Origin of the sequence: Micromonospora arida (assembly GCF_003857035.1) — a bacterium.
GTDB classification, from domain to species: Bacteria; Actinomycetota; Actinomycetes; order Mycobacteriales; family Micromonosporaceae; genus Micromonospora; species Micromonospora arida.
Genome location: NZ_QGSY01000158.1, coordinates 58,639 through 76,398, shown reverse-complemented (window position 1 = coordinate 76,398; position 17,760 = coordinate 58,639). Strand labels below are relative to the sequence as shown.

Sequence of the window (17,760 nt, the reverse complement as noted above, 5' to 3'; positions counted from 1 at the left end):
GGAGAAATCATGGAGTGAAAGGCTCTGCCCGGACTTGTGTGCCAACGATTGGGCACGCCGCCGCCATATCTCGGAGCCTAGAACGCCGCACAGGTTGCTCGTGGCGATACGCGCAGCAGTCTCATGTGTCAGCTCCGGGGGCCGCGACGGCGTGTTCGGCGGCGCGGCTGACCTGCTCCCAACCCGCCCAGGTGTCCATTCGTCGACGGGAGATGTCGAACGCCAGGTCGTACACCATGCTCCCGAGCAGGAGACGTAGCGGCGGTTCGTCGCTGTCGACCAGGTGCAGCAGCGCCTCGGCGGCCAGACGCGGTTCGCTGTCGATCGAGCCTTCCGCCCACTGCCGTTCCAGCTCGGCGCGCAGTGGCGCGTAGGCGTCCATCGGGGTGGTGGCGCGCACGCTGGTGTAGAGGTCGGTCCAGTATCCGCCCGGCTGCACGATGCTGAGCTTGATGTCGAAGGCCGCCGCCTCCATCGCCAGCGCCTCGCTCATGCCCTCCAGGGCGAACTTGCTCGCGCTGTACAGGCCGGTGCTCGGGAAGCCACCGAGCGCGGCGATGCTGGAGACCTGCACGATGTGGCCGGACCGTTGGGCGCGCAGGTGCGGCAGCACGGCCTGACTGACCCAGAGCGCGCCGAAGAGGTTGACCTCGAACTGGGCGCGCGCCTCGGCCTCGGTGAATTCTTCGATCATGCCCATGGACAGGGTGCCGGCGTTGTTGACGACGATGTCGAGCCGGCCGAAGTGCTCGACGGCGGCGTCCACTGCGGCGATGACCGCCGCCCGGTCGGTCACGTCGAGGGTCAGGGCCAGCAGCCGGTCGGCGTACTTCTCGTCGAAGTCGGCCTGGGCGATGGTCCGGGCGGCGGCGACCACCCGGTCACCGCGGTTGAGCGCGGCGTCGGCGAAGGCGCGGCCCAGGCCGCGGCTGGCACCGGTGATGAGCCAGGTACGCATGCGCTTCTCCTCATTTCAAGACGAGACGGTCCGTCTCGCGATGGACCGAGGCTAGGCTCGCGACACCGCTGCCGTCAAGACGAGACGGTTCGTCTCGTGAACTGATATCGTTCGGCCCATGACGCCCAACACGGCCCGCCGGCGCGAGACCTCCCGGCGCGCCATCCTCACCGCGGCCTTCGACCTACTCCAGGAAACGGGGTACGCGAAGCTCAGCATCGAGGGCATCGCCGCGCGGGCCGGCGTCGGCAAACAGACCATCTACCGCTGGTGGCCGTCGAAGGGCGCTGTCATCTTCGACGCGTTCCTCATGCTCAGCGAGGCCACCGAGGGTGGGCCACCGACGCTGCCGGACACCGGCGACCTGGCGGCGGACCTGACAGTGGTGCTGCGCGCCACCGTCGAGGAGATGAACGACCCCCGGTACGAGCAACCGATGCGCGCGCTGGCCACCGAGATCGCTCTCGACCCCGAGCTGGCCGCGGCGTACGCCGAACGGTTGGACGGGCCGTTGAAAGAGGCCAAGCGGCAACGCCTGCGCAGCGCCCAGCAGGCCGGCCAGATCGCCGACGACGTCGATCTCGGCGTGGCGGTGGACATGATCTGGGGGCCGATACTCAACCGCTGGCTGCACCGCAGTGGGCCGCTCACCGCCGAGTACGCCGACCTCGTCGTCAGCACCGCCCTCAACGGACTGCGCCCCCGCCGATCCGCCGAGTGACTAGCCCTGAGGCGCGTACACGTCGGGGAGCACGCGCGCCAGCGGAGGGCGGTACCAGGCAACCCAGAGGCAGGATCTGCCGGGCCGGCCGAACTGTCAGAGGATTTCGGTGCGGTACACGGGAGCCAGCTCGACTGCGCGCTGCCGGCGCTCCGCTTTCTCGTCGTCGGTGAGCCGTGGCGGCGGCGCGTCCTTGCTCGCGACCTCGTCGCCGACGCGCAGGAAGTATTCGTCCTGAGCCGCTGGGGTGCACATGCACAGCATGCGCGCGGGAGCACCGGAGACGTTGCGGAAGTTGTGCGGGGCGTTGGCCGGGATGTTCACTGTTGACCCGGCCCGCACGCTGCGCTTCTCGTCGCGGAACGTGAACTCGATCTCGCCCTCGAGGATGGTGAACATCTCCTCGAAGTCGTGCCGGTGTGGCGGCGGGCCGCCGCCGTCGGGCACGCGCATGTCGATGAGGCAATACTGCCCGTTGGTCTGCTTGCCCGTGATCAGGATGGCGTAGTTGCCCCCGGCGAGGGAGATGTAGGTGGTCGCGGGGTCGTCGGGGCTGGCCACCGTCAGTGTTCGGGTCGGGTCGTCGTCCGGGATGCCAGGGGTGGCGCTGTCGAAGGCGGTCATGCTGCTTGTCCCCCTTGGTGTAGTTCTTCGAATCGAGGGCTCGCGCACGAGGAGTGCGCGTCAGGCCAGGGGTTGGCGGCCGTGGGAGCCGTCACGCACTCATGACTCGCATCCTAGGGACTCCGTTACGGCGAGGTACCGCAACAGAACTGAGCGGGGCGGTCCGCTTGGGCGTTGTTGCGCTGCCGCGACGTGCTGCGGCAACATCAGGCGCCGTGACGGCACCAGGCACGGCCCCGGACAACGACACCCCGGCCGGCGACACCGGCAGGCCTCGGTTCAGTCGGCGGGTCCGGCACTGGTTGGCCGGCGCCGGGGTCACCGCCCTGGCCGCCGTCCTCGGCATCACCCTCGCCGTACGCGGCGGCGCCACCCCTGCCTGCGCCGCGCCACCGACCGGCAACGCCGTCCACAAGGGAAAGGCCAGCTTCTACGACGCGGGCCGCTCGGGCGGCAACTGCTCCTTTCCCGGTCCGCCGGCGGACCGGCTCTACGTGGCCCTCGGCGCATCCCAGTACTCCGGATCGGCGGCCTGCGGCAGTTACCTGGAGGTGAGCGGCCCGAAGGGCAAGGTCCAGGTCATGGTCATGGACCAGTGCGGCGGCTGCGGCCCCAGCAAGATCGACCTCTCCACCGAGGCGTTCACCAGGATCGCGGACCGCTCGCAGGGCATCGCGCCCGTGACGTACCGGGCGGTGGTGAACCCGCCGCTCAACGGGGGCCTCACCTTCCGGATGAAGGGCGGCGCCTCGAAATACTGGTTCGCGGTGCAGGTCGGCAACCACGGCAACCCGCTCCGCTCGGTCGAGGCGAAAGGGCCGGGTGGTGGCTTCCGCAAGGCCGCCCGGCAGAGCGACAACCACTGGGCCATCGAGGGCGGAATCGGCCCCGGGCCGTACAGCATCAGGGTCACCGACGTGTACGGACGCCAGGCGACCGCCACCGGCATCCGCATGGTCACCAAGCAGGTGCAACGCAGCACGGCCACCCTCGCCAGCCTCTCCCCTACGCCCAGCAACTCACCCTCGGCCCCGCCGAGCCCCACCATCGCGCCCGCACCGACTCCGACGGAGTCGGCCGCGCCGACGGCGACAGTCGAAGCGCTCGCCGGTGCCGCCGCACCACTCGACCGCCCCCGCTGCTGACCGCCTGGTCTTGAGTCACCCGGTCGCAGTGCCGCAACAAGCGGCGGCTGGCCGAGGTCTGCGCTGACTAGACTGCCCCGGTGGTCGATGTCCTGAGGCTGGAGCCGCTGCTGTTCCCCGCCGAGTTCACGTCGCACCGCATGCGGATCCTCGTCAACGGACTCGACGTCGTTGCGACGGCGTACCCGGCAGACGGCTTCCACGGACAGCCGGTAGCGGGATTCGGGCCCTCATGGCTACTGGGACCGGACGGGCTCGCTGCCGCACCGGAAGCCCGAGAGATCGCGGTAGACCGACTAGGTCAGGAAGGCCTCAAGCCGGCCTCGGTCCACCAGCCTCACCGACGACGAAAGCCGGCTGGACGAGATGCGGCAGAGTCGGTGCCGTGAACGAACGCCAGGGCGACGAGCAGGATCGGTTCCGCGATCCGTTGGTCAGTCTGTACGAGCTGGCGGCCGAGGACATCTACGTCGTCTGCCCACGCTGCGGGCATCGGGCGGTCAACTGCCCACAGCCAGATGACAGTAGGTGGGTGGCCTCCTGGCCCCGCCGACTCACGTGCCCGGCTTGCGCGTACTCAGCGTCCTGGTCCCCACGGGGATCAGAGGTCTCGTCCTGGAACGGTCCGCTCGATCCGTTCTTCCACCTGCCCTTGTGGCTGAGGGCCCAGTGCTGCGGCGGGCACACGCTCTGGGCGTTCAACCGCACCCACCTTGACATCTTGTCCGGATACATCGGCGCTCGACTTCGGGAGCGGGGCCCGGCACCAGGTGGCATGACGCTGGTGGCACGGCTGCCGAACTGGCTCAAGGCCGCCAACAATCGGGACGAGTTGCTTCGAGTCATCAGTCGACTGAGCGCATCAATTGACTGACCCTGGAGCGGCATCCCATTCCACTCTTACCGGCAAGGCTGACAGCCGGCACTGCTGACCGGGCCGCAGCGGCGGCACGCGGTGACCGAAGGCAGCGACCATGGGCACAATGCTGGAGTGGATGGCTGGATCGAAGAGCTGTGGCTGGTCGCGATCGTCGAGGAGGTGCCCGACGACGAGGTCAGACGGTGGTGGAACAGCAAGGAGACGGAGTTCTTGGACCGCCTTGCGGAGTCCGCGCCCGGATTTCGGCTGGGGACGATCCTGACCACAGTCGACGAGCCACAACTCGGCAGCCCCACCCGCCGGGTCTTCGACCTGATGTTCCGGCGCGGCACCTGCCCTGAGGACTTCCACCCCGACCCCGCAACGCCCTACGTCCTGCCGCTGCTCGACGCTGACCTGCGGTCGGCGTTGCTCGCGGCGTTCTCCCCGCAAGCCGACGATCACCCGCTGATGGCCGCTGCCCCGCTCAGCGGACTGACCGACTTTCTCGACAAGCACGGGGGTGCGCGGTTGACGACGCATTCACCGACGGAAGCAGTACCCGTGTCACCGCCATTCAGGCCCAGTTGAGGCGGTGGCGCAGAAGGGAGCGTTCGGCCGGGTTGGTGGCTAGGGCGAAGCGCGTTCGTCGGCGGTCCAGGCCTGGGTGGCGGCGCCGAATCCGGGTTGCGTCAGGACAGGTAGCGGCCGAGTATCGCCGGGTGGATGCTGTGGTGCAGTGGGTTCGCACGTCGTGGACCAAGCGTTCGCGCGGCGGAGCAGAGGCGACCCGGCGTAACGCCGTACCGGTGTCGTTCGCCCTGCCGGCACGGCCCGCGCCGCTCACCCACGAGGTAGACATGGCGGAGGCCGATGGGTTCGAGCCTCGCGAGGGCCTGAGACGCGTGTCGTACCGGAGCGAAGTGTGTCTTCGGTTGGTGGACGGTCAACTCCGGGTCGAACTGCTCGCGTCGGCCTGGGGTAGGCCACGCCGTCACCGCCGGCCGCCCGCGGTGCGCCTCGCCCACGGCGAATGGCTGCGCTGGCAGATCAACTACCGCTTCACCGGGACGTCTGACGGCGCCTGGCTGTACCGCTTGGACACGCTCAACCTGGCCCATGGCGCAGTTTCGGCTGACACCTTCCTCGGTGAACCGCCTCGATTCATCGACGAGCGCGCGCTTATCTGGTAGCCGCCACCGCTGCGGCCTCGACCTTGGTACCCGCCGTACCATCCAGCGATGATCTCGGAGACCTTCGATGCGCGTGGCGGGCTCACCTACGTTGACCGCCTCGACTTCACCCGAGGCGACACGCTCAGGGCTGTCCGACGAATGGCCTGGCCGACGGTGAAGCTGCACGCCGACGACAGCACGTTGACCTTCACGTCGCGTACCAGGTCGGACACGCTGGAACACTTCTACGTCGCCGCCGTGGCGCACCATCCGTTTCACAGGCGGTTCCCGCTGCCGGCGACCGCCGTCGCCTTCGAGGTCGAGGAGCGCGACCAGGTCCTGCTCTTCTGGACTCCCCGCGTCGGCGCGGTACTGCGTGCACTCGAGAAGCTGGGCTGGGACGCCGAACAACCCGAGCCCTGGACCCCGTACGCCTGAACTGATGGTCGTGCGCGCAACAGCTGGACCGACATCTTCGCCGGGAAGACGTACCGGGGCGGCACCACGCAGAACATCACCACCACGCTGGACACCATGCCGGTGTTCAAGAAGCACTGACGGTCCCCAGTCTCGGGCTGGCCTCCAGGGATCCGGGACACCGGCCGGGTGGGCAACCCACCCGGCCGGTTCGTCTGCCGGCTGGACTCACAGTCGGCGAGGCCGGCGGGCCCGCGACAACCAGCCGAGGCCGTCATAGCAGTTCAGAACAGATCTCTCGCTGGACCGAGCCGCCGCACCTGTCCCTGGCCCGCTGCGCGGGAGGTGGTGGTTTCAGCTGAAGAGTGCGGCCGGGATGTCGGCGTAGAAGAGGGCCGGGTCGCGGGAGAGCGAGGCCTTGACCTTGGCGGTGGGACTGTCGGCGACCACTTCGAGCTTGCCCGCTTCCAGGCCGTCCAGGGCCGTGGCGACCACCTCGTGGGGTGGGAGTTTGGGGATGTCGATGCCGGCCATCATGTCGGTGTCGGCGATGGCCAGGGCCAGGGCCGTGACCTGGGTCTTCTGGTCGGCCAGCTCCAGTCTGATGCCGTTGGTGAGAGACCATTCCGCGGCTTTGGAGGCGGCGTAGCCGTTGCTGGAAGGGGCGAAGGTGTACCAGCTCAGCGCTGAGATGACGTTGAGAATGGCGCCCCCGGCGAGTCTGGGGGCGAAGGCGCGGGTCACGGCGAGGGTGCCCCAGAAGTTGGTGTCGAACTCGCGGCGGATGTTTTCCGTGGAAGGCCCGAGCAGGGGCGCGTCCGTGGAGATGCCAGCGTTGTTGATGAGTACGTCAAGTTCGCCCACCTCGGCGGCCGCCGCCTCGATGGACGCCGGGTCGGTGATGTCCAGTTGGAGGGGGACCACGCCGGGGATGTCGATGCTCTCGAGCCGGCGGGCTGTGGCGTAGACGGTGGCGGCACCGCGGGCGAGGAGCGCCTCGGCGAAGGCCTTGCCGAGTCCACGGTTGGCACCTGTTACGAGGGCTTTCGTACCGTTGATCTGCATGCCCCCACGCTAAAACCTCACGTTAACGTGAGAGGCAAATATTTGCGAGGTGGGTCACTGCGCCGAGGCAAAGGGCCTGGTCGACCCTCCAGATGGAGGTCGGCTACACGCCGGGCGAGTCGGCCGCGACCGGGCTCGCCGCGGTCAGCCACGACATCGGCGGGCACACCGGCGGCCAGCGCTGTGGAAAGCGCTGACGATGGACTTCATCCGGGGAGCCGACCGCGCCTTCAACAACCGAAGATGGGCTACATACTCTTCAGACGAGGTGGGAGAACGTGAGAAACGAAGCACTCCCGCGCCCGACAGTCCAACGAGCTGATGAAGGAAGTGCACAGCCATCATGGACCTCACTAACGCCATCTGGCGCAAGTCCCGGCGCAGCGGATCGTCCGGGGGCAACTGCGTCGAGGTCGCTGACAACCTGCCCGGCGTCGTCGGCGTCCGGGACAGCAAGGACCCTGCGGGCCCGGCCCTGACATTCGGTCCGGCGGCCTGGCGGGCGTTCGTCGCTCAGATAGCCGCGCGGCCGTAGCCGTCGCCGTACGCGCGAAAGCGCCAATCGGTCGGGCCCGTTTGGTGGCTGGAGCGTGGGCCGAAGCCCGATCCACAGGAGTGGGATCGACGATGCACAGGATGCCGGTCAGTGGTGACGAACTGCTTGACTGGGAGACGTGGCAAGAGAAGTGACGAAGCGCCGCGTGACGCTCGCTATCGGTGGTGCTTTGATCGCCGCCGGATTCACCATCGGAATCGGGGCTCTCTTCGTTGCCCCGATGGGGATCTTTCTCGGCCAACTGATCGCGTTTGCAGGCAGCCTGATCCTGGGAAAAGTCCTTCTACCGGGTCGTGCCTCAGGCTGCGTAGGTCGCACAAACTCCGCCAGCGGCATGAGTGGTCGCCGGGTAGGTGACGAGTGACAAGGCGGTGTCCCGCGTCCGATCAACGGAGCGGCACCTCATGTCGCCTGCCGCGCCTCGATAGCCAACGATCGGACCAGGTCCTGGCCGTCGGGCCACGCGCCAAACCCGGTCTTGGAGTCCAGGTGCCCGACCGCGCCCGCATCGAACAGTTCCGAGCCCCAGTCTCGCGCGTACGCCTCGAATTGCTCGAACGTGGCAGATGGGTCGTCGCGACTCGCGACCAGGATCGAGCGGAAGGGCAGTGGCTCGCGTGGCACATGGCCGATGAACACATCGACGGCTTCGTGCGGGCTCGGAGTCCAGTCCGGATCCAGGTACGGCGGTGTGACCAGCAGGGCGGCACGGACGGGACCGACGTGCTGGCTGGCCCAGATGGCGACGGTCAGGCATCCCGCACTGTGCGCCACGAGGATGGCCGGCTCACTGTCGGCGCTGATCGCGGTGTGCAGCGCGGCGACCCGTTCGGCGGCGACGTACGGTGGCCCGGGGGGTTCGGGCGCCCACTGGTACTCCGGACAGTCCCTGACCCAGCCGCGTGACCAGTGGTCGGGGGACGGAATTCCTCGGCCGGGCACGACAAGGTAGCGCGTCATCCTGGGAGGATAGTGCGCCGATCCCCGGGATTCGGGCGGAGCGCGTACCGCACCGCCAGAACGCCGCTACCCCTGCCGGGCGCTACGCCCACGGCGGGGTGTATCGACCCACATACTCGCGAGCACGTGGGAGCGGGTCACGCCAATACTGGTCCGGCATACGGTGCTGGTGCTCCTCACAAAATTCAGCGAGATCGACCGTGACTCCGACGCGCTCCAATGGTTGGCCCTCGAAGTCCGCGTTGACAGCCAACAGTCGTGGCTCCGGATTCCAGCCAGAATGGTCGAACGCCCAGCCAGCCCAGATTGCATAGACGTGGAAGATCTGCAGGTCGCCGGCCAACCGCAGCGCCGCCACCGAGATTGATCGGTCCGGGTAGGAGTCTCGACAGACCCAGGCGAGGACGTGACACGCTCCGGCAGCGAAGAAAGCCTTGTCCGCCCGTTCCCAGGCGACCCGCTGATCTGACCGCTCGATCGCTGTCCGACGAAAGGCCCCCGCTGCTTCTGCTGCCACCCAACCACGTTAGTAGGTGAGGTTGGCGCAGCCGCTCATGCCCCAGCTCAGGCCTTTGTTCCAGGCCAGAGCCCATCGTTCGCCGCCATCAAAGCCTCTCCAGAACCGGTCTAGCAGGCGGGCGAAGTGGACGGCATCCCAGGCGGCGCGGCGGTAGTCGTACCGGGCGGGGTTGAGCGGAGTGCCGCGACCCGTCCCCGCAGCCCTTCCGCCGCGATCACCTCTTCCACTTCTTGGATCGCCTCGTCGAGGTCGGTGACCTGGTCCCACTGGCTCGCCCGGGACGCCTCATCGCGAGAGAACTCCAGGTGCCCGCGCAGCAGGACAAGCGCCTTCTGTTCCTCGGTCGCCGGGTCTGGCGGCGGTAGCGGCTCGTCGTCGCGGTGCCAGCCTTCCCGGATCTGGGCCTGCCGCAGCCGGCGGTTCTTCTTGGCGCACGGGGCGCACTTGTCCTCGCGGGTCGCCCCGCAGGGCAGGTCGATGACTTCGGTCAGACCGGTGTTCAGGTCCGTGCGGCGCATGGCGAGTGGACGGACGCAGACGCCGTACTCGATGGCGATGTCTTTGAGGACGTCGATCGAGCGGGGTAGCGCCATGCGGGCCGCCCGCGACCCCGGCCGAGGAGCAACCAGGGTCGGGGCGGGTTCGAGGCCGGGCAGGGTCGGAGCCGTCATCGGATGATCCCGACGACCTGGGGCCGGTTGGACTGGACAACGCAGGCCGGAGCCCACGGCTCCGCTCCGGAACCATCGAACGCCGGCCCTCAGGCGGCCCGCAGCGGCATAGCCAGCCCGACTCGGGTAGAGATCCCACTAGCTACCGACACTGATGACCTTCCCGCCGAGCCCGGACCGGGACGTGGGCTGACCGACCAGCTCGACGAGCACTTCGTCGCGACAATCCTCGCCGAACACGGCAGTAACGGCTTCGGTGAAGGCGGAGATGAGTTGTGCGATGACTCTGGCTGCGTCCTCTCGCGCGAACACTTCCTCCCGCATGCCGAAGGTGACCGAGGGGGCGGCCGCAGCGACCGCCGCTCCGCCGCGGGCCCATCGACCGGTAGGAACGCCGATCAGCCTGACATCCACCGAACTTCTAGCCCACGCGCCATACACGGAGACGACGGCGTTAGTCAGTTCCTCGATGAGGCTGGGTTCATGCCCGACCAGTTCCTCTTCAAGCGCGTAAAGCGTCACGTGTGGCATCGGCAACTCCTCGGCGTCGGAGGATCGTCTGCGAGCAAGCAGGGTAGGGCCCGTCGTCCGCATGCCGGAAGCGATTTCCATCCTGTCGCCGAACTGAGCCGGCGCTCAATGCGTTTCCAGGGCGTCGTCAGGGCGTCAACCGCTGGCCAAAGTTGACCAACGAAGACCATCGACACCCGAACATAGAACCAGCTCAGAGCCTTGATCACAGCTCTGAGCTGGTGGGCGACGGACGAGTCGACCTGTACGCCGGATTCTGTGCGCGGCGCGTACCCCGAGGGGTTTGCGCCGGCGGCGGCCATCCATCTCGGCCTGCCGTTGCCGGCAGGCTCCAGCGGCCTACCCGCAGACATCGGGCGGGCAGCCCTCAAGCGTCTGCGCCGGGTCGTCATCTTGCGGTGACGGCCCTTGCTTGGCCTTGCTCCGGGTGGGGTTTACCGAGCCACCCCGGTCACCCGGGGTGCTGGTGGGCTCTTACCCCACCGTTTCACCCTTACCGTCCCCGTTGGGGTCGGCGGTCTGTTTTCTGTGGCACTTTCCCGCGGGTCGCCCCGGGTTGCCGTTAACAACCACCCTGCCCTGTGGAGTCCGGACGTTCCTCGGCGGCGGGCCGAAGCCCGCCGACGCGGCCGCCCGGTCGACTCGTCCGTCGCGCTCTCATCCTAACGACGAGCGTGCTGCGGGTATTGCCACCCCGCCTGAGCAAGATCGCGCTGCTCAAGAACGATCCGGCGAATGCCTGCCGTAGGGCGACGGCTAGCCTCGTGGGGCTATGGATCTCTCCCACGCCGCGCTGCTACTCGCCGCCGGTCTCGCCGCTGGCACTGTCAACGCGGTGGCCGGTGGCGGATCGTTGATCACCTTTCCGGCGATGATCGCGATCGGGTTGCCCCCGGTGCCGGCGAACGTCAGCAACTCCGTCGCCGTCTTCCCCGGCTACCTGGCCAGCGTGGCGGGGAGCCGGCAGGACCTGCCGCGTCCCCGCGCGCTGGCCACGCTGGTGCCCACCACCATCGCGGGCACGATTGTCGGGGCGTTGCTGTTGCTGGCCACTCCGGCCCGCGCGTTCGAGCTGGTCGTACCCTTCCTGGTTCTCGGCGCGACAGCGGTCCTGGCCTTCCAGGACCCGCTGCGCCGCCTGGTCGGTCACCCGCGGGACCTGTCGCCACGCCGGCGGACGATCGCGGTGCAGACGATGGTCGCGCTCGGTGCGGTGTACGGCGGTTACTTCGGTGCGGCGCTCGGGGTGATGCTGGTGGCCGGTCTGGCCCTGGTGCTGGACGCGACCCTGGCCCGGGTGAGCGCGATCAAGAATCTGCTCTCCGCGGTGGTCGGGTTGACGACGCTCGTGGTGTTCGCGCTGTTCGGCCCCTTGAACTGGGCGGCGGTCGCGGTGGTCGCGCCGGCCACCCTGATTGGTGGGTACGCGGGCGCCCGGCTCGTCCGTCGGCTGCCGCCGGTGGTGCTCAAGACGGTGATCGTGGTGTTCGGTACGACGATCGGCCTCTACCTGCTCTGGCGCGCCCTGACCTGAACCGCCCGCCCGGCGGTCAGTAGGTCTCGCCGACGGGCTCGTGTTCCGTGTCGGCGGCGGCGCGGTTCCAGCGGGACCAGAGGACCCGCTCGCCGTAACCGGCGGCCATCAGGTGTGCGAAGGCCAGGTAGACCAGCACACCGACGGCGAGCACCCCGAAGCCGACCCAGAACGGCAGCGACAACGACTGCTCGGCGAGCTTGCCGGAGATGATCGGTGCCGGCGCGGCGGCACCCCAGCGGACCAGGTTGAACGCGCCGGTGGCGACGCGCCGGTCGCTGGAGCCGAGGCCGAGCGCCAGGTCGGTGAGGTTGGCGTTGGCCAACCCCATGCAGAGCCCGGCGAGCACCAGCACCACGAGCGCCTCGGCGGTGCTGGTGGAGGTGGCGAAGAGGACCATGCAGACCAGCAGCCCGGCGATGGCCACGCCGACGGTCTGTACCGCACCGATGCGGTGGGCCAGCCGGTGACCGATGACCATGATGCCGGCGGCCAGGCCGAGACCCCAGCCGGTGAAGGCGAGCCCCAGCGGGATGACGTCCAGGCCGAGGAAGAGCGGCGTGTAGCCGAGCACCACGAAGAACACGAAGTTGTACGCGGCGGTGACCACGCAGAGGGCGATGAACGCCGGGCGGCGGTAGGTGGCGAAGATCTGGCCGACGCGTACCGGGGCCTGCCGGTTGGTGGGCTCGCGGAGTTTGCGGGAGGCCACGCCCAGGGCGAGGACCATGAAGACACCGCAGACGAAGAACGGCAGCCGCCAGCTGACCTCGCCGAGCAGGCCACCGATGAGCGGTCCGACGGCGAAGCCGAGACCCAGGGCGGTCTCGAAGAGGCCCACCACCCATTCCCGGTCGACGGCCAGGTTCACCAGCACCACCATGGCGGTGGCGAAGAACATCGCGTTGCCCAGCCCCCAGACGCCGCGCAGCACTGACAGCTGCACGATGTTGTCGCTGAACGAGGCGAGGATCGCGGCGAGCCCGACCACGGAGACGCCGGTGATGAGCACCGGTTTGAAGCCGAACCGGCCGCTGGCCAGTGTCGCCGGGATCATGCCAAGGGCCATGACCGCGATGTACGCGGTGAACAGCAGCTCGACCTGCCAGGCGGTGACCCCGATCGCCTCGCCGATGGCGGGCAGGATCGGGTCGACGACGGCGATGCCGGCGATGGCGAGGAAGGCCACCAGCGTGGTGGCGTAGATGGCACTGCGGTTCGGTTCGGAACGCCGATCCACTCCGACTCCTCAGATAGCTGTATCGTACAGGTACTTATCCTGTATCGTACAGCTATGAGCGACGACCACGACGAGAGCACCCTCGGCCGGATCGAGACCGAGGTGGCCCTGCTGATGCGCTTCGGCGAGGCCACCCGGCGGGCCACCGGCACCGCCGAGCACCGGGTGCTGGACCGCGCGGCGTACGTCATCCTGCGCCACCTGGCCGACGCCGGCCCGCAGAACGTCTCGGCGCTCGCCGCCCGACTCAACCTTGACGGCTCAACAGTCACCCGGCAGGTCTCCGCGCTTCAGCGCGACGGCCTGATCACCCGCACCCCGGACCCGTCCGACGGCCGCGGCACTGTCATCTCCCCCACCCCGGCCGGTCTGCAACGGATGGCCGCCGTCCAGGCCGCCCGCACCCGGCTCTACGGCGACATGCTGGCCGACTGGAGCGCCGAGGACCGGGACACGCTGGCCGCCCTGCTGGGCCGCCTGAACCAGGCCCTGGTGAACCGCAACCGCCGCTGACCACGCGTGGCGGTCTCGTGGTGTGGCTCACCGCGCCATCTAGCCGCACGAAAAACTCTTCCACCGCCAAGATCGCGCAAGATCCTGGTTGTAGTGGCCTGCTGCGCGGCCTGACACCACTACAACGATGATCGAGCACGATCTTGCGGTGAACCCGCCGAGCCGGCCCGGCCGCATGAACCCACACCCGGCCCGGCCGCGTCAACCCACACCCGGCGCGGCCGCGTCAACCCACACCCGGCGCGGGTCGGCGACCGGTTTTCAGGAGAACGTTCGCCGCGCCCACGTCCGGAAGTCGGTGGTGGGCAGGCCGAGGGCGCGGGTCATCTCCGGACGGGCCGGGCTTCCGTTCTCGTTGATCTGCTCGACCGCGTTGACCATGGCGGGCAGCAGGCCGCGCTCGACGGCCTCCTGCGGGGTGAGCACAGGAGCGGTGATCGCCCGACCGGTGACCTCACTCAGGATGGCCGCGACCTCGGTCATGGTGAGCAGGTCGCCGGCGAGTTCGACGTCCTGGCCGTCGAGCTTCCCCGGGTTGGTGAGCGCGATCGCCGCGGCCTCACCGATGTCGTCGACGGCGATCCACGGCATGCGCGTGTCGGCGGCGAAGCCGGTGATGATCGTGCCGCTGGACCAGTCGCCGAAGAGGTAGGACCAGCCGACCAGGTTCTCCATGAAGGTCGAGGGCTTCAGAACAGTCCAGTGCGCGAAGCCACCGGAGCGCACCATCTCGTCGATGGCCGCCTTGCTCTCCCAGTAGTGCCTGTCCCACCGGCCCTCGGCCCATCCGGGCTGGTTGCGGTGGAAGTCGCCGGCACCCGAGACGCTGCTGTGCACGACGTGCGACACACCGGCCCGGCGCGCTGCCTCGACGACGTTGCGGCCGCGGGTCACCTCGGCGTCGCCCTGCATGTCCGTCACGTCGGGATACGGGATGAAGAAGAGGCCATCCATGCCGTCGGCCGCGGCGAGCAGCGACTCCACGTCGTCCAGGTCGCCGGTGACCAGTTCGGCACCCCGATCCCGCAGAGCCCGGGCGCTATCGGCGCCGGGATCACGGACCAGGGCACGGACCGGGACGCCCTTGTCGAGCAGCGCTCGGGCCGTCGCCCCGCCCTGCTTGCCCGTTGCGCCGATGACGAGAACAGCCACAATGCCTCCTGAGAAACAAATGGGGTGATCCCCCACTTCCCGTCGGCTACGATACGGGGGACCACCCCACTTCTGCAAGGCGGGCCATGAGAGCTGACGCGCAGCGCAACTACGACCTCGTCGTCAAAGCGGCCTCCGAGGCGATCGCCCGCGACGGCGCGTACGCCTCGCTGGAGGAGATCGCCCGATCCGCCGGGGTGGGTTCGGCGACCCTGCACCGGCACTTCCCCACCCGGTGGTCGCTGCTCCAGGCGGTCTTCCGCGGCTGCGTCCGCAACCTGGCAGCGCGCGCCGGAGATCTGCTCGCCGCGCCGGACGCCCTCGACGGGCTGACGACCTGGCTGCACGAGGTCACCGCGTACGCCACGACAACCCGCGGCCTCGCGGATTCGCTCCTGAACGAGCCCCCCGAGGAGACCGAGGCCTGCGGCGCGATGCTCGTCGCCGCCGGTGAACCACTGCTACGCCGAGCCGTCGACGAGGGCTCGGTACGGCCCGACATCACCATGGCCGACCTGATCATCCTCGCCAACGGCATCTCACTCGCGGCGCAGCCGATGGGCGCGGCCAAGGCGGAACAACTGCTGACCCTCGCACTCAAGGGAATCGGCCGATCACAACCGTAGGCCGCAGAAGCACCGCCGGCCTTGGTGGACCGACGCGAGAGCTCCTTCCACCGCCAAGATCGCGCAAGATCCTGGTTGTAGGGGCCTCCTGCGCGGCCCAACACCACTACAACAATGATCGAGCACGATCTCGGTAGCCAAAGCTCGCCAGGTCGCCGGCCCGGCCCGGCAGCCCTCGCTGACCCCGCCAGCCCTCGCCCTCGCTGGCCCCGCAGCCCTCGCTGACCCGGCAGCCCTCGCTGCCTACGTCGGGGGGCGCATGATTCGTTTGCGACATCAGCTCGATAGCGTCTGAAGCCACCTCACCGCCCGCGACAACGACCCCCACGACGCCCACACAGACGACGACAGGCCCCAGACGACGGCCTGGACACAGACGACGACAGGCCCAAGACGACGGCCCGGACACAGACGACGACGGGCCCCAGACGACGGCCTGGACACAGGTACGCCCGGGCACCGACCGGCGTCGGCACCCGGGCGTACCAGCGGTCAGGCGACCGGCTCGCGGGCCGAGTCGGCGTCGCGCTCGGTGCCCGGGGTGACCCGGGGGTCGCCCTCGTCGGCGAAGTAGTCGTCCGGCTCGGTGCCGTCGACACCTTCCTCGACCTTCGCGGCCCGCAGCGCGAGCGTCACCAGCGCCGCCACGGCCAGGTTGACCGCCACCGCCACGATGCCAACGTAGATCGTCTTGGTGGTGTCGAACCCGAACTCCGACAGCGGGAACGCCGAGCCGCCAAAGTGCTTCCGGGTCGGGCTGGCCACCTGGTAGAGCATCCACATGCCCAACCCCATGCCGGCAACCCAGCCGACGATCAGGCCGGTGCGGTGGAACCAGCGGGTGTAAAGGCCCAGCGCCACCGCCGGCAGCGTCTGAAGGATGATCACGCCACCGATCAGCTGGAGGTCGATGGAGAACTGCGGGTCGAGGAAGACGATGCAGGCCACCGCACCGACCTTCACCACCAGTGAGGTGATCTTCGAGACGTTCGCCTCCTGGGCCGCGGAGGCGTCCCGCTTCAGGTACTCCTTGTAGATGTTGCGGGTGAACAGGTTCGCCGCCGCGATCGACATGATCGCCGCCGGCACCAGCGCGCCGATACCGATCGCCGCGTACGCCACACCGGCGAACCAGTCCGGGAACTGCTGGTCGAACAGCAACGGCACGACGGTGTTGCTGTCGACAGTGCCCTCCTTGGCACCCGGCAGCGGCTTCACACCGGCCGCGATGGCCATGTAACCGAGCAGCGCGATCAACCCGAGCAGCAGGCTGTACGCGGGCAGCGCCGACATGTTCCGCTTGATCACGTCGCGGTTCCTGCTGGCCAGCACACCGGTGATGCTGTGCGGGTAGAGGAAGAGTGCCAACGCCGAGCCGAGCGCCAGCGTCACGTACTGAAGCTGGTTGTTGCCGTTGAGCAGGATGCCGTCGTTCGGGTTGGGCGAGGCGTCGAACTTCGCGTCTGCGGCGGCGAAGATGTCACCCCAGCCGCCCAGCTTGTACGGCAGGTAGATGACCGCCACCAGGATCACGATGTAGATCAGGCTGTCCTTGACGAACGCGATCAACGCGGGCGCGCGCAACCCCGACTGGTACGTGTAGGCGGCCAGGATGGCGAACGCGATGATGATCGGCAGGTGCCGGGCCAGCGCGTTGTCGCCGGTGACGCCCATCGTCTTGAGCACCGCCTCGATGCCGATCAGCTGCAACGCGATGTACGGCATGGTCGCGACGATGCCGGTGATCGCGATCAGCAGCGCCAGCACCGGCGAGTCGAACCGGTTGCGGACGAAGTCGGCCGGCGTGACGAACCCGTGCCGGTGCGAGACCGACCAGAGCCGCACCAGCACAAGGAAGACCAGCGGGTAGATGACGATGGTGTACGGCACGGCGAAGAACCCGGCCGCGCCGGCACCGAACATCAACGCCGGCACCGCCACGAAGGTGTACGCGGTGTAGAGGTCACCGCCGACCAGGAACCAGGTGATCCAGCCGCCGAAGCTGCGCCCGCCCAGCCCCCACTCGTCCAGGTGCGCCATGTCCTTCGGTGCCCGCCAGCGGGCGGCCACGAAGCCCATCACGCTGACCAGGAGGAACAGCAGGGAGAAGACGATGATCTCGGTGAGATGGTCGCGCCACATCAGCGGCCTCCCCGCTTCTTCGTCATCTGGTAGACCAACGTGGTGGTGCCGACGCCGAGCAGGATGAAGGCCAGTTGCAGCCAGTAGAAGCGCGGGAAGCCGAAGACCCGGGGCGAGTCGCCATTGAAGAACGCCGGGATCAGCGGCACCACGATGGGGATGAAGAGCAACCAGTTCCAGGGGCTGTGGTCCTTAGCCCTGGTCGGCGCCGTGGGCGGCGCCTCCGGTTCGGGTGCAGCCATCTGACACACCTCCGGGGAGTCGTGGCTCTCGATGTAACGGCCGGAGGCTACGACTCTGTGATGGCGGTCACCTGACCCGTCCGGAGGGTGCTGCGCCGAACGGCCGGCC

The 17,760-nt window shown here is 68.6% G+C and carries 20 protein-coding genes, 1 other RNA gene and 1 pseudogene; 11 read left to right on the top strand and 11 right to left on the bottom strand.

Translation table 11 applies throughout. From position 1 onward, the window contains the following. Positions 1-121: 121 nt before the first annotated feature. Positions 122-958 (bottom strand): SDR family oxidoreductase, encoded by an 837-nt coding sequence (locus DLJ58_RS11935; protein ID WP_124855778.1) that lies wholly within the window; start codon positions 956-958, stop codon positions 122-124. Between the two features lie 118 nt (positions 959-1,076). Here DLJ58_RS11935 and DLJ58_RS11930 point away from each other — a divergent pair, with 118 nt between their 5' ends. Further along, the gene (locus DLJ58_RS11930; RefSeq protein ID WP_124855776.1) at positions 1,077-1,679 is read left to right on the top strand and encodes a TetR/AcrR family transcriptional regulator; all 603 of its coding nucleotides are present in this window, start codon (positions 1,077-1,079) and stop codon (positions 1,677-1,679) included. Between the two features lie 96 nt (positions 1,680-1,775). Here the strand turns inward: DLJ58_RS11930 and DLJ58_RS11925 are convergent, their stop codons facing one another. After that, positions 1,776-2,303 carry a cupin domain-containing protein gene (locus tag DLJ58_RS11925; RefSeq protein WP_124855774.1) on the bottom strand — a complete coding sequence of 176 codons (528 nt, stop codon included), beginning with the start codon at positions 2,301-2,303 and terminating at the stop codon, positions 1,776-1,778. A 215-nt stretch (positions 2,304-2,518) separates the two neighbouring features. On the opposite strand from DLJ58_RS11925, the gene DLJ58_RS11920 reads away from it, so the two are divergent. From DLJ58_RS11920 to DLJ58_RS11895, 5 genes are all read left to right on the top strand, one after another. Further along, a complete protein-coding gene (locus tag DLJ58_RS11920) occupies positions 2,519-3,448 on the top strand; it encodes an expansin EXLX1 family cellulose-binding protein (protein ID WP_244218897.1) in 930 nt (309 codons plus the stop codon). A gap of 80 nt (positions 3,449-3,528) precedes the next feature. After that, on the top strand, positions 3,529-3,837 hold the full coding sequence (locus tag DLJ58_RS11915) for a hypothetical protein (protein WP_124855770.1): 309 nt from the start codon (positions 3,529-3,531) through the stop codon (positions 3,835-3,837). 602 nt (positions 3,838-4,439) lie between these two features. Continuing rightward, the gene (locus tag DLJ58_RS11905) at positions 4,440-4,898 is read left to right on the top strand and encodes a hypothetical protein (RefSeq protein WP_124855766.1); all 459 of its coding nucleotides are present in this window, start codon (positions 4,440-4,442) and stop codon (positions 4,896-4,898) included. A gap of 131 nt (positions 4,899-5,029) precedes the next feature. Beyond that, complete coding sequence (locus tag DLJ58_RS11900; protein WP_124855764.1) at positions 5,030-5,500, top strand: hypothetical protein; 471 nt, start codon at positions 5,030-5,032, stop codon at positions 5,498-5,500. A gap of 48 nt (positions 5,501-5,548) precedes the next feature. Next, positions 5,549-5,920, top strand: a complete 372-nt coding sequence (locus DLJ58_RS11895) for a hypothetical protein (RefSeq protein WP_124855762.1) — start codon at positions 5,549-5,551, stop codon at positions 5,918-5,920. Between the two features lie 333 nt (positions 5,921-6,253). On the opposite strand, the gene DLJ58_RS11890 is transcribed toward DLJ58_RS11895, so the two are convergent. Continuing rightward, positions 6,254-6,964: an SDR family oxidoreductase gene (locus tag DLJ58_RS11890; protein ID WP_124855760.1), complete on the bottom strand. Its 711-nt coding sequence runs from the start codon at positions 6,962-6,964 to the stop codon at positions 6,254-6,256. Between the two features lie 343 nt (positions 6,965-7,307). On the opposite strand from DLJ58_RS11890, the gene DLJ58_RS11885 reads away from it, so the two are divergent. Together DLJ58_RS11885 and DLJ58_RS11880 are read left to right on the top strand one after the other, a co-directional pair. Then, complete coding sequence (locus DLJ58_RS11885; protein ID WP_124855758.1) at positions 7,308-7,499, top strand: DUF397 domain-containing protein; 192 nt, start codon at positions 7,308-7,310, stop codon at positions 7,497-7,499. Positions 7,500-7,638: 139 nt separating this feature from the next. Continuing rightward, positions 7,639-7,884, top strand: a complete 246-nt coding sequence (locus DLJ58_RS11880) for a hypothetical protein (protein WP_124855756.1) — start codon at positions 7,639-7,641, stop codon at positions 7,882-7,884. Between the two features lie 38 nt (positions 7,885-7,922). On the opposite strand, the gene DLJ58_RS11875 is transcribed toward DLJ58_RS11880, so the two are convergent. The 4 genes and pseudogenes from DLJ58_RS11875 to rnpB form a co-directional block, all read right to left on the bottom strand. Then, positions 7,923-8,480 carry an RBBP9/YdeN family alpha/beta hydrolase gene (locus DLJ58_RS11875; protein WP_124855754.1) on the bottom strand — a complete coding sequence of 186 codons (558 nt, stop codon included), beginning with the start codon at positions 8,478-8,480 and terminating at the stop codon, positions 7,923-7,925. Positions 8,481-9,006: 526 nt separating this feature from the next. Then, positions 9,007-9,518: pseudogene (locus DLJ58_RS11865) on the bottom strand (replication initiator). Positions 9,519-9,809: 291 nt separating this feature from the next. Next, positions 9,810-10,202 (bottom strand): tautomerase family protein, encoded by a 393-nt coding sequence (locus tag DLJ58_RS11860; RefSeq protein ID WP_124855750.1) that lies wholly within the window; start codon positions 10,200-10,202, stop codon positions 9,810-9,812. Between the two features lie 229 nt (positions 10,203-10,431). Then, positions 10,432-10,847: RNase P RNA component class A (gene rnpB / locus DLJ58_RS11855), an RNA gene on the bottom strand. Positions 10,848-10,974: 127 nt separating this feature from the next. Between rnpB and DLJ58_RS11850 the strand changes: the two genes are divergently transcribed. Continuing rightward, a complete protein-coding gene (locus DLJ58_RS11850) occupies positions 10,975-11,736 on the top strand; it encodes a sulfite exporter TauE/SafE family protein (RefSeq protein ID WP_124855748.1) in 762 nt (253 codons plus the stop codon). Positions 11,737-11,752: 16 nt separating this feature from the next. Here the strand turns inward: DLJ58_RS11850 and DLJ58_RS11845 are convergent, their stop codons facing one another. Continuing rightward, positions 11,753-12,976 (bottom strand): MFS transporter, encoded by a 1,224-nt coding sequence (locus DLJ58_RS11845; protein ID WP_124855746.1) that lies wholly within the window; start codon positions 12,974-12,976, stop codon positions 11,753-11,755. A 54-nt stretch (positions 12,977-13,030) separates the two neighbouring features. Between DLJ58_RS11845 and DLJ58_RS11840 the strand changes: the two genes are divergently transcribed. Beyond that, positions 13,031-13,489 carry a MarR family winged helix-turn-helix transcriptional regulator gene (locus DLJ58_RS11840; protein ID WP_124855744.1) on the top strand — a complete coding sequence of 153 codons (459 nt, stop codon included), beginning with the start codon at positions 13,031-13,033 and terminating at the stop codon, positions 13,487-13,489. A gap of 261 nt (positions 13,490-13,750) precedes the next feature. Here the strand turns inward: DLJ58_RS11840 and DLJ58_RS11835 are convergent, their stop codons facing one another. Then, positions 13,751-14,641: an NmrA/HSCARG family protein gene (locus DLJ58_RS11835; protein WP_244218896.1), complete on the bottom strand. Its 891-nt coding sequence runs from the start codon at positions 14,639-14,641 to the stop codon at positions 13,751-13,753. Positions 14,642-14,727: 86 nt separating this feature from the next. Between DLJ58_RS11835 and DLJ58_RS11830 the strand changes: the two genes are divergently transcribed. After that, positions 14,728-15,267, top strand: a complete 540-nt coding sequence (locus DLJ58_RS11830) for a TetR/AcrR family transcriptional regulator (RefSeq protein WP_124855740.1) — start codon at positions 14,728-14,730, stop codon at positions 15,265-15,267. 492 nt (positions 15,268-15,759) lie between these two features. Here DLJ58_RS11830 and mctP read toward each other — a convergent pair whose 3' ends face one another. Next, positions 15,760-17,409: a monocarboxylate uptake permease MctP gene (gene mctP / locus DLJ58_RS11825; RefSeq protein ID WP_124855738.1), complete on the bottom strand. Its 1,650-nt coding sequence runs from the start codon at positions 17,407-17,409 to the stop codon at positions 15,760-15,762. Then, positions 17,409-17,651, bottom strand: coding sequence for a DUF3311 domain-containing protein (locus DLJ58_RS11820; RefSeq protein WP_091409411.1), 243 nt, complete (start codon positions 17,649-17,651; stop codon positions 17,409-17,411). Before DLJ58_RS11820 ends, mctP begins: the two co-directional genes overlap by 1 nt. Positions 17,652-17,760 lie beyond the last annotated feature (109 nt).

Excerpts from the sequence above, each read along its gene's own strand:
- DLJ58_RS11935 (WP_124855778.1), bottom strand. The coding sequence starts at position 958 with ATGCGTACCTGGCTCATCACCGGTGCCAGCCGCGGCCTGGGCCGCGCC.
- DLJ58_RS11930 (WP_124855776.1), top strand. The coding sequence starts at position 1,077 with ATGACGCCCAACACGGCCCGCCGGCGCGAGACCTCCCGGCGCGCCATC.
- DLJ58_RS11925 (WP_124855774.1), bottom strand. The coding sequence starts at position 2,303 with ATGACCGCCTTCGACAGCGCCACCCCTGGCATCCCGGACGACGACCCG.
- DLJ58_RS11895 (WP_124855762.1), top strand. The coding sequence starts at position 5,549 with ATGATCTCGGAGACCTTCGATGCGCGTGGCGGGCTCACCTACGTTGAC.
- DLJ58_RS11890 (WP_124855760.1), bottom strand. The coding sequence starts at position 6,964 with ATGCAGATCAACGGTACGAAAGCCCTCGTAACAGGTGCCAACCGTGGA.
- DLJ58_RS11885 (WP_124855758.1), top strand. The coding sequence starts at position 7,308 with ATGGACCTCACTAACGCCATCTGGCGCAAGTCCCGGCGCAGCGGATCG.
- DLJ58_RS11875 (WP_124855754.1), bottom strand. The coding sequence starts at position 8,480 with ATGACGCGCTACCTTGTCGTGCCCGGCCGAGGAATTCCGTCCCCCGAC.
- DLJ58_RS11860 (WP_124855750.1), bottom strand. The coding sequence starts at position 10,202 with ATGCCACACGTGACGCTTTACGCGCTTGAAGAGGAACTGGTCGGGCAT.
- DLJ58_RS11850 (WP_124855748.1), top strand. The coding sequence starts at position 10,975 with ATGGATCTCTCCCACGCCGCGCTGCTACTCGCCGCCGGTCTCGCCGCT.
- DLJ58_RS11840 (WP_124855744.1), top strand. The coding sequence starts at position 13,031 with ATGAGCGACGACCACGACGAGAGCACCCTCGGCCGGATCGAGACCGAG.
- DLJ58_RS11830 (WP_124855740.1), top strand. The coding sequence starts at position 14,728 with ATGAGAGCTGACGCGCAGCGCAACTACGACCTCGTCGTCAAAGCGGCC.
- mctP (WP_124855738.1), bottom strand. The coding sequence starts at position 17,409 with ATGTGGCGCGACCATCTCACCGAGATCATCGTCTTCTCCCTGCTGTTC.
- DLJ58_RS11820 (WP_091409411.1), bottom strand. The coding sequence starts at position 17,651 with ATGGCTGCACCCGAACCGGAGGCGCCGCCCACGGCGCCGACCAGGGCT.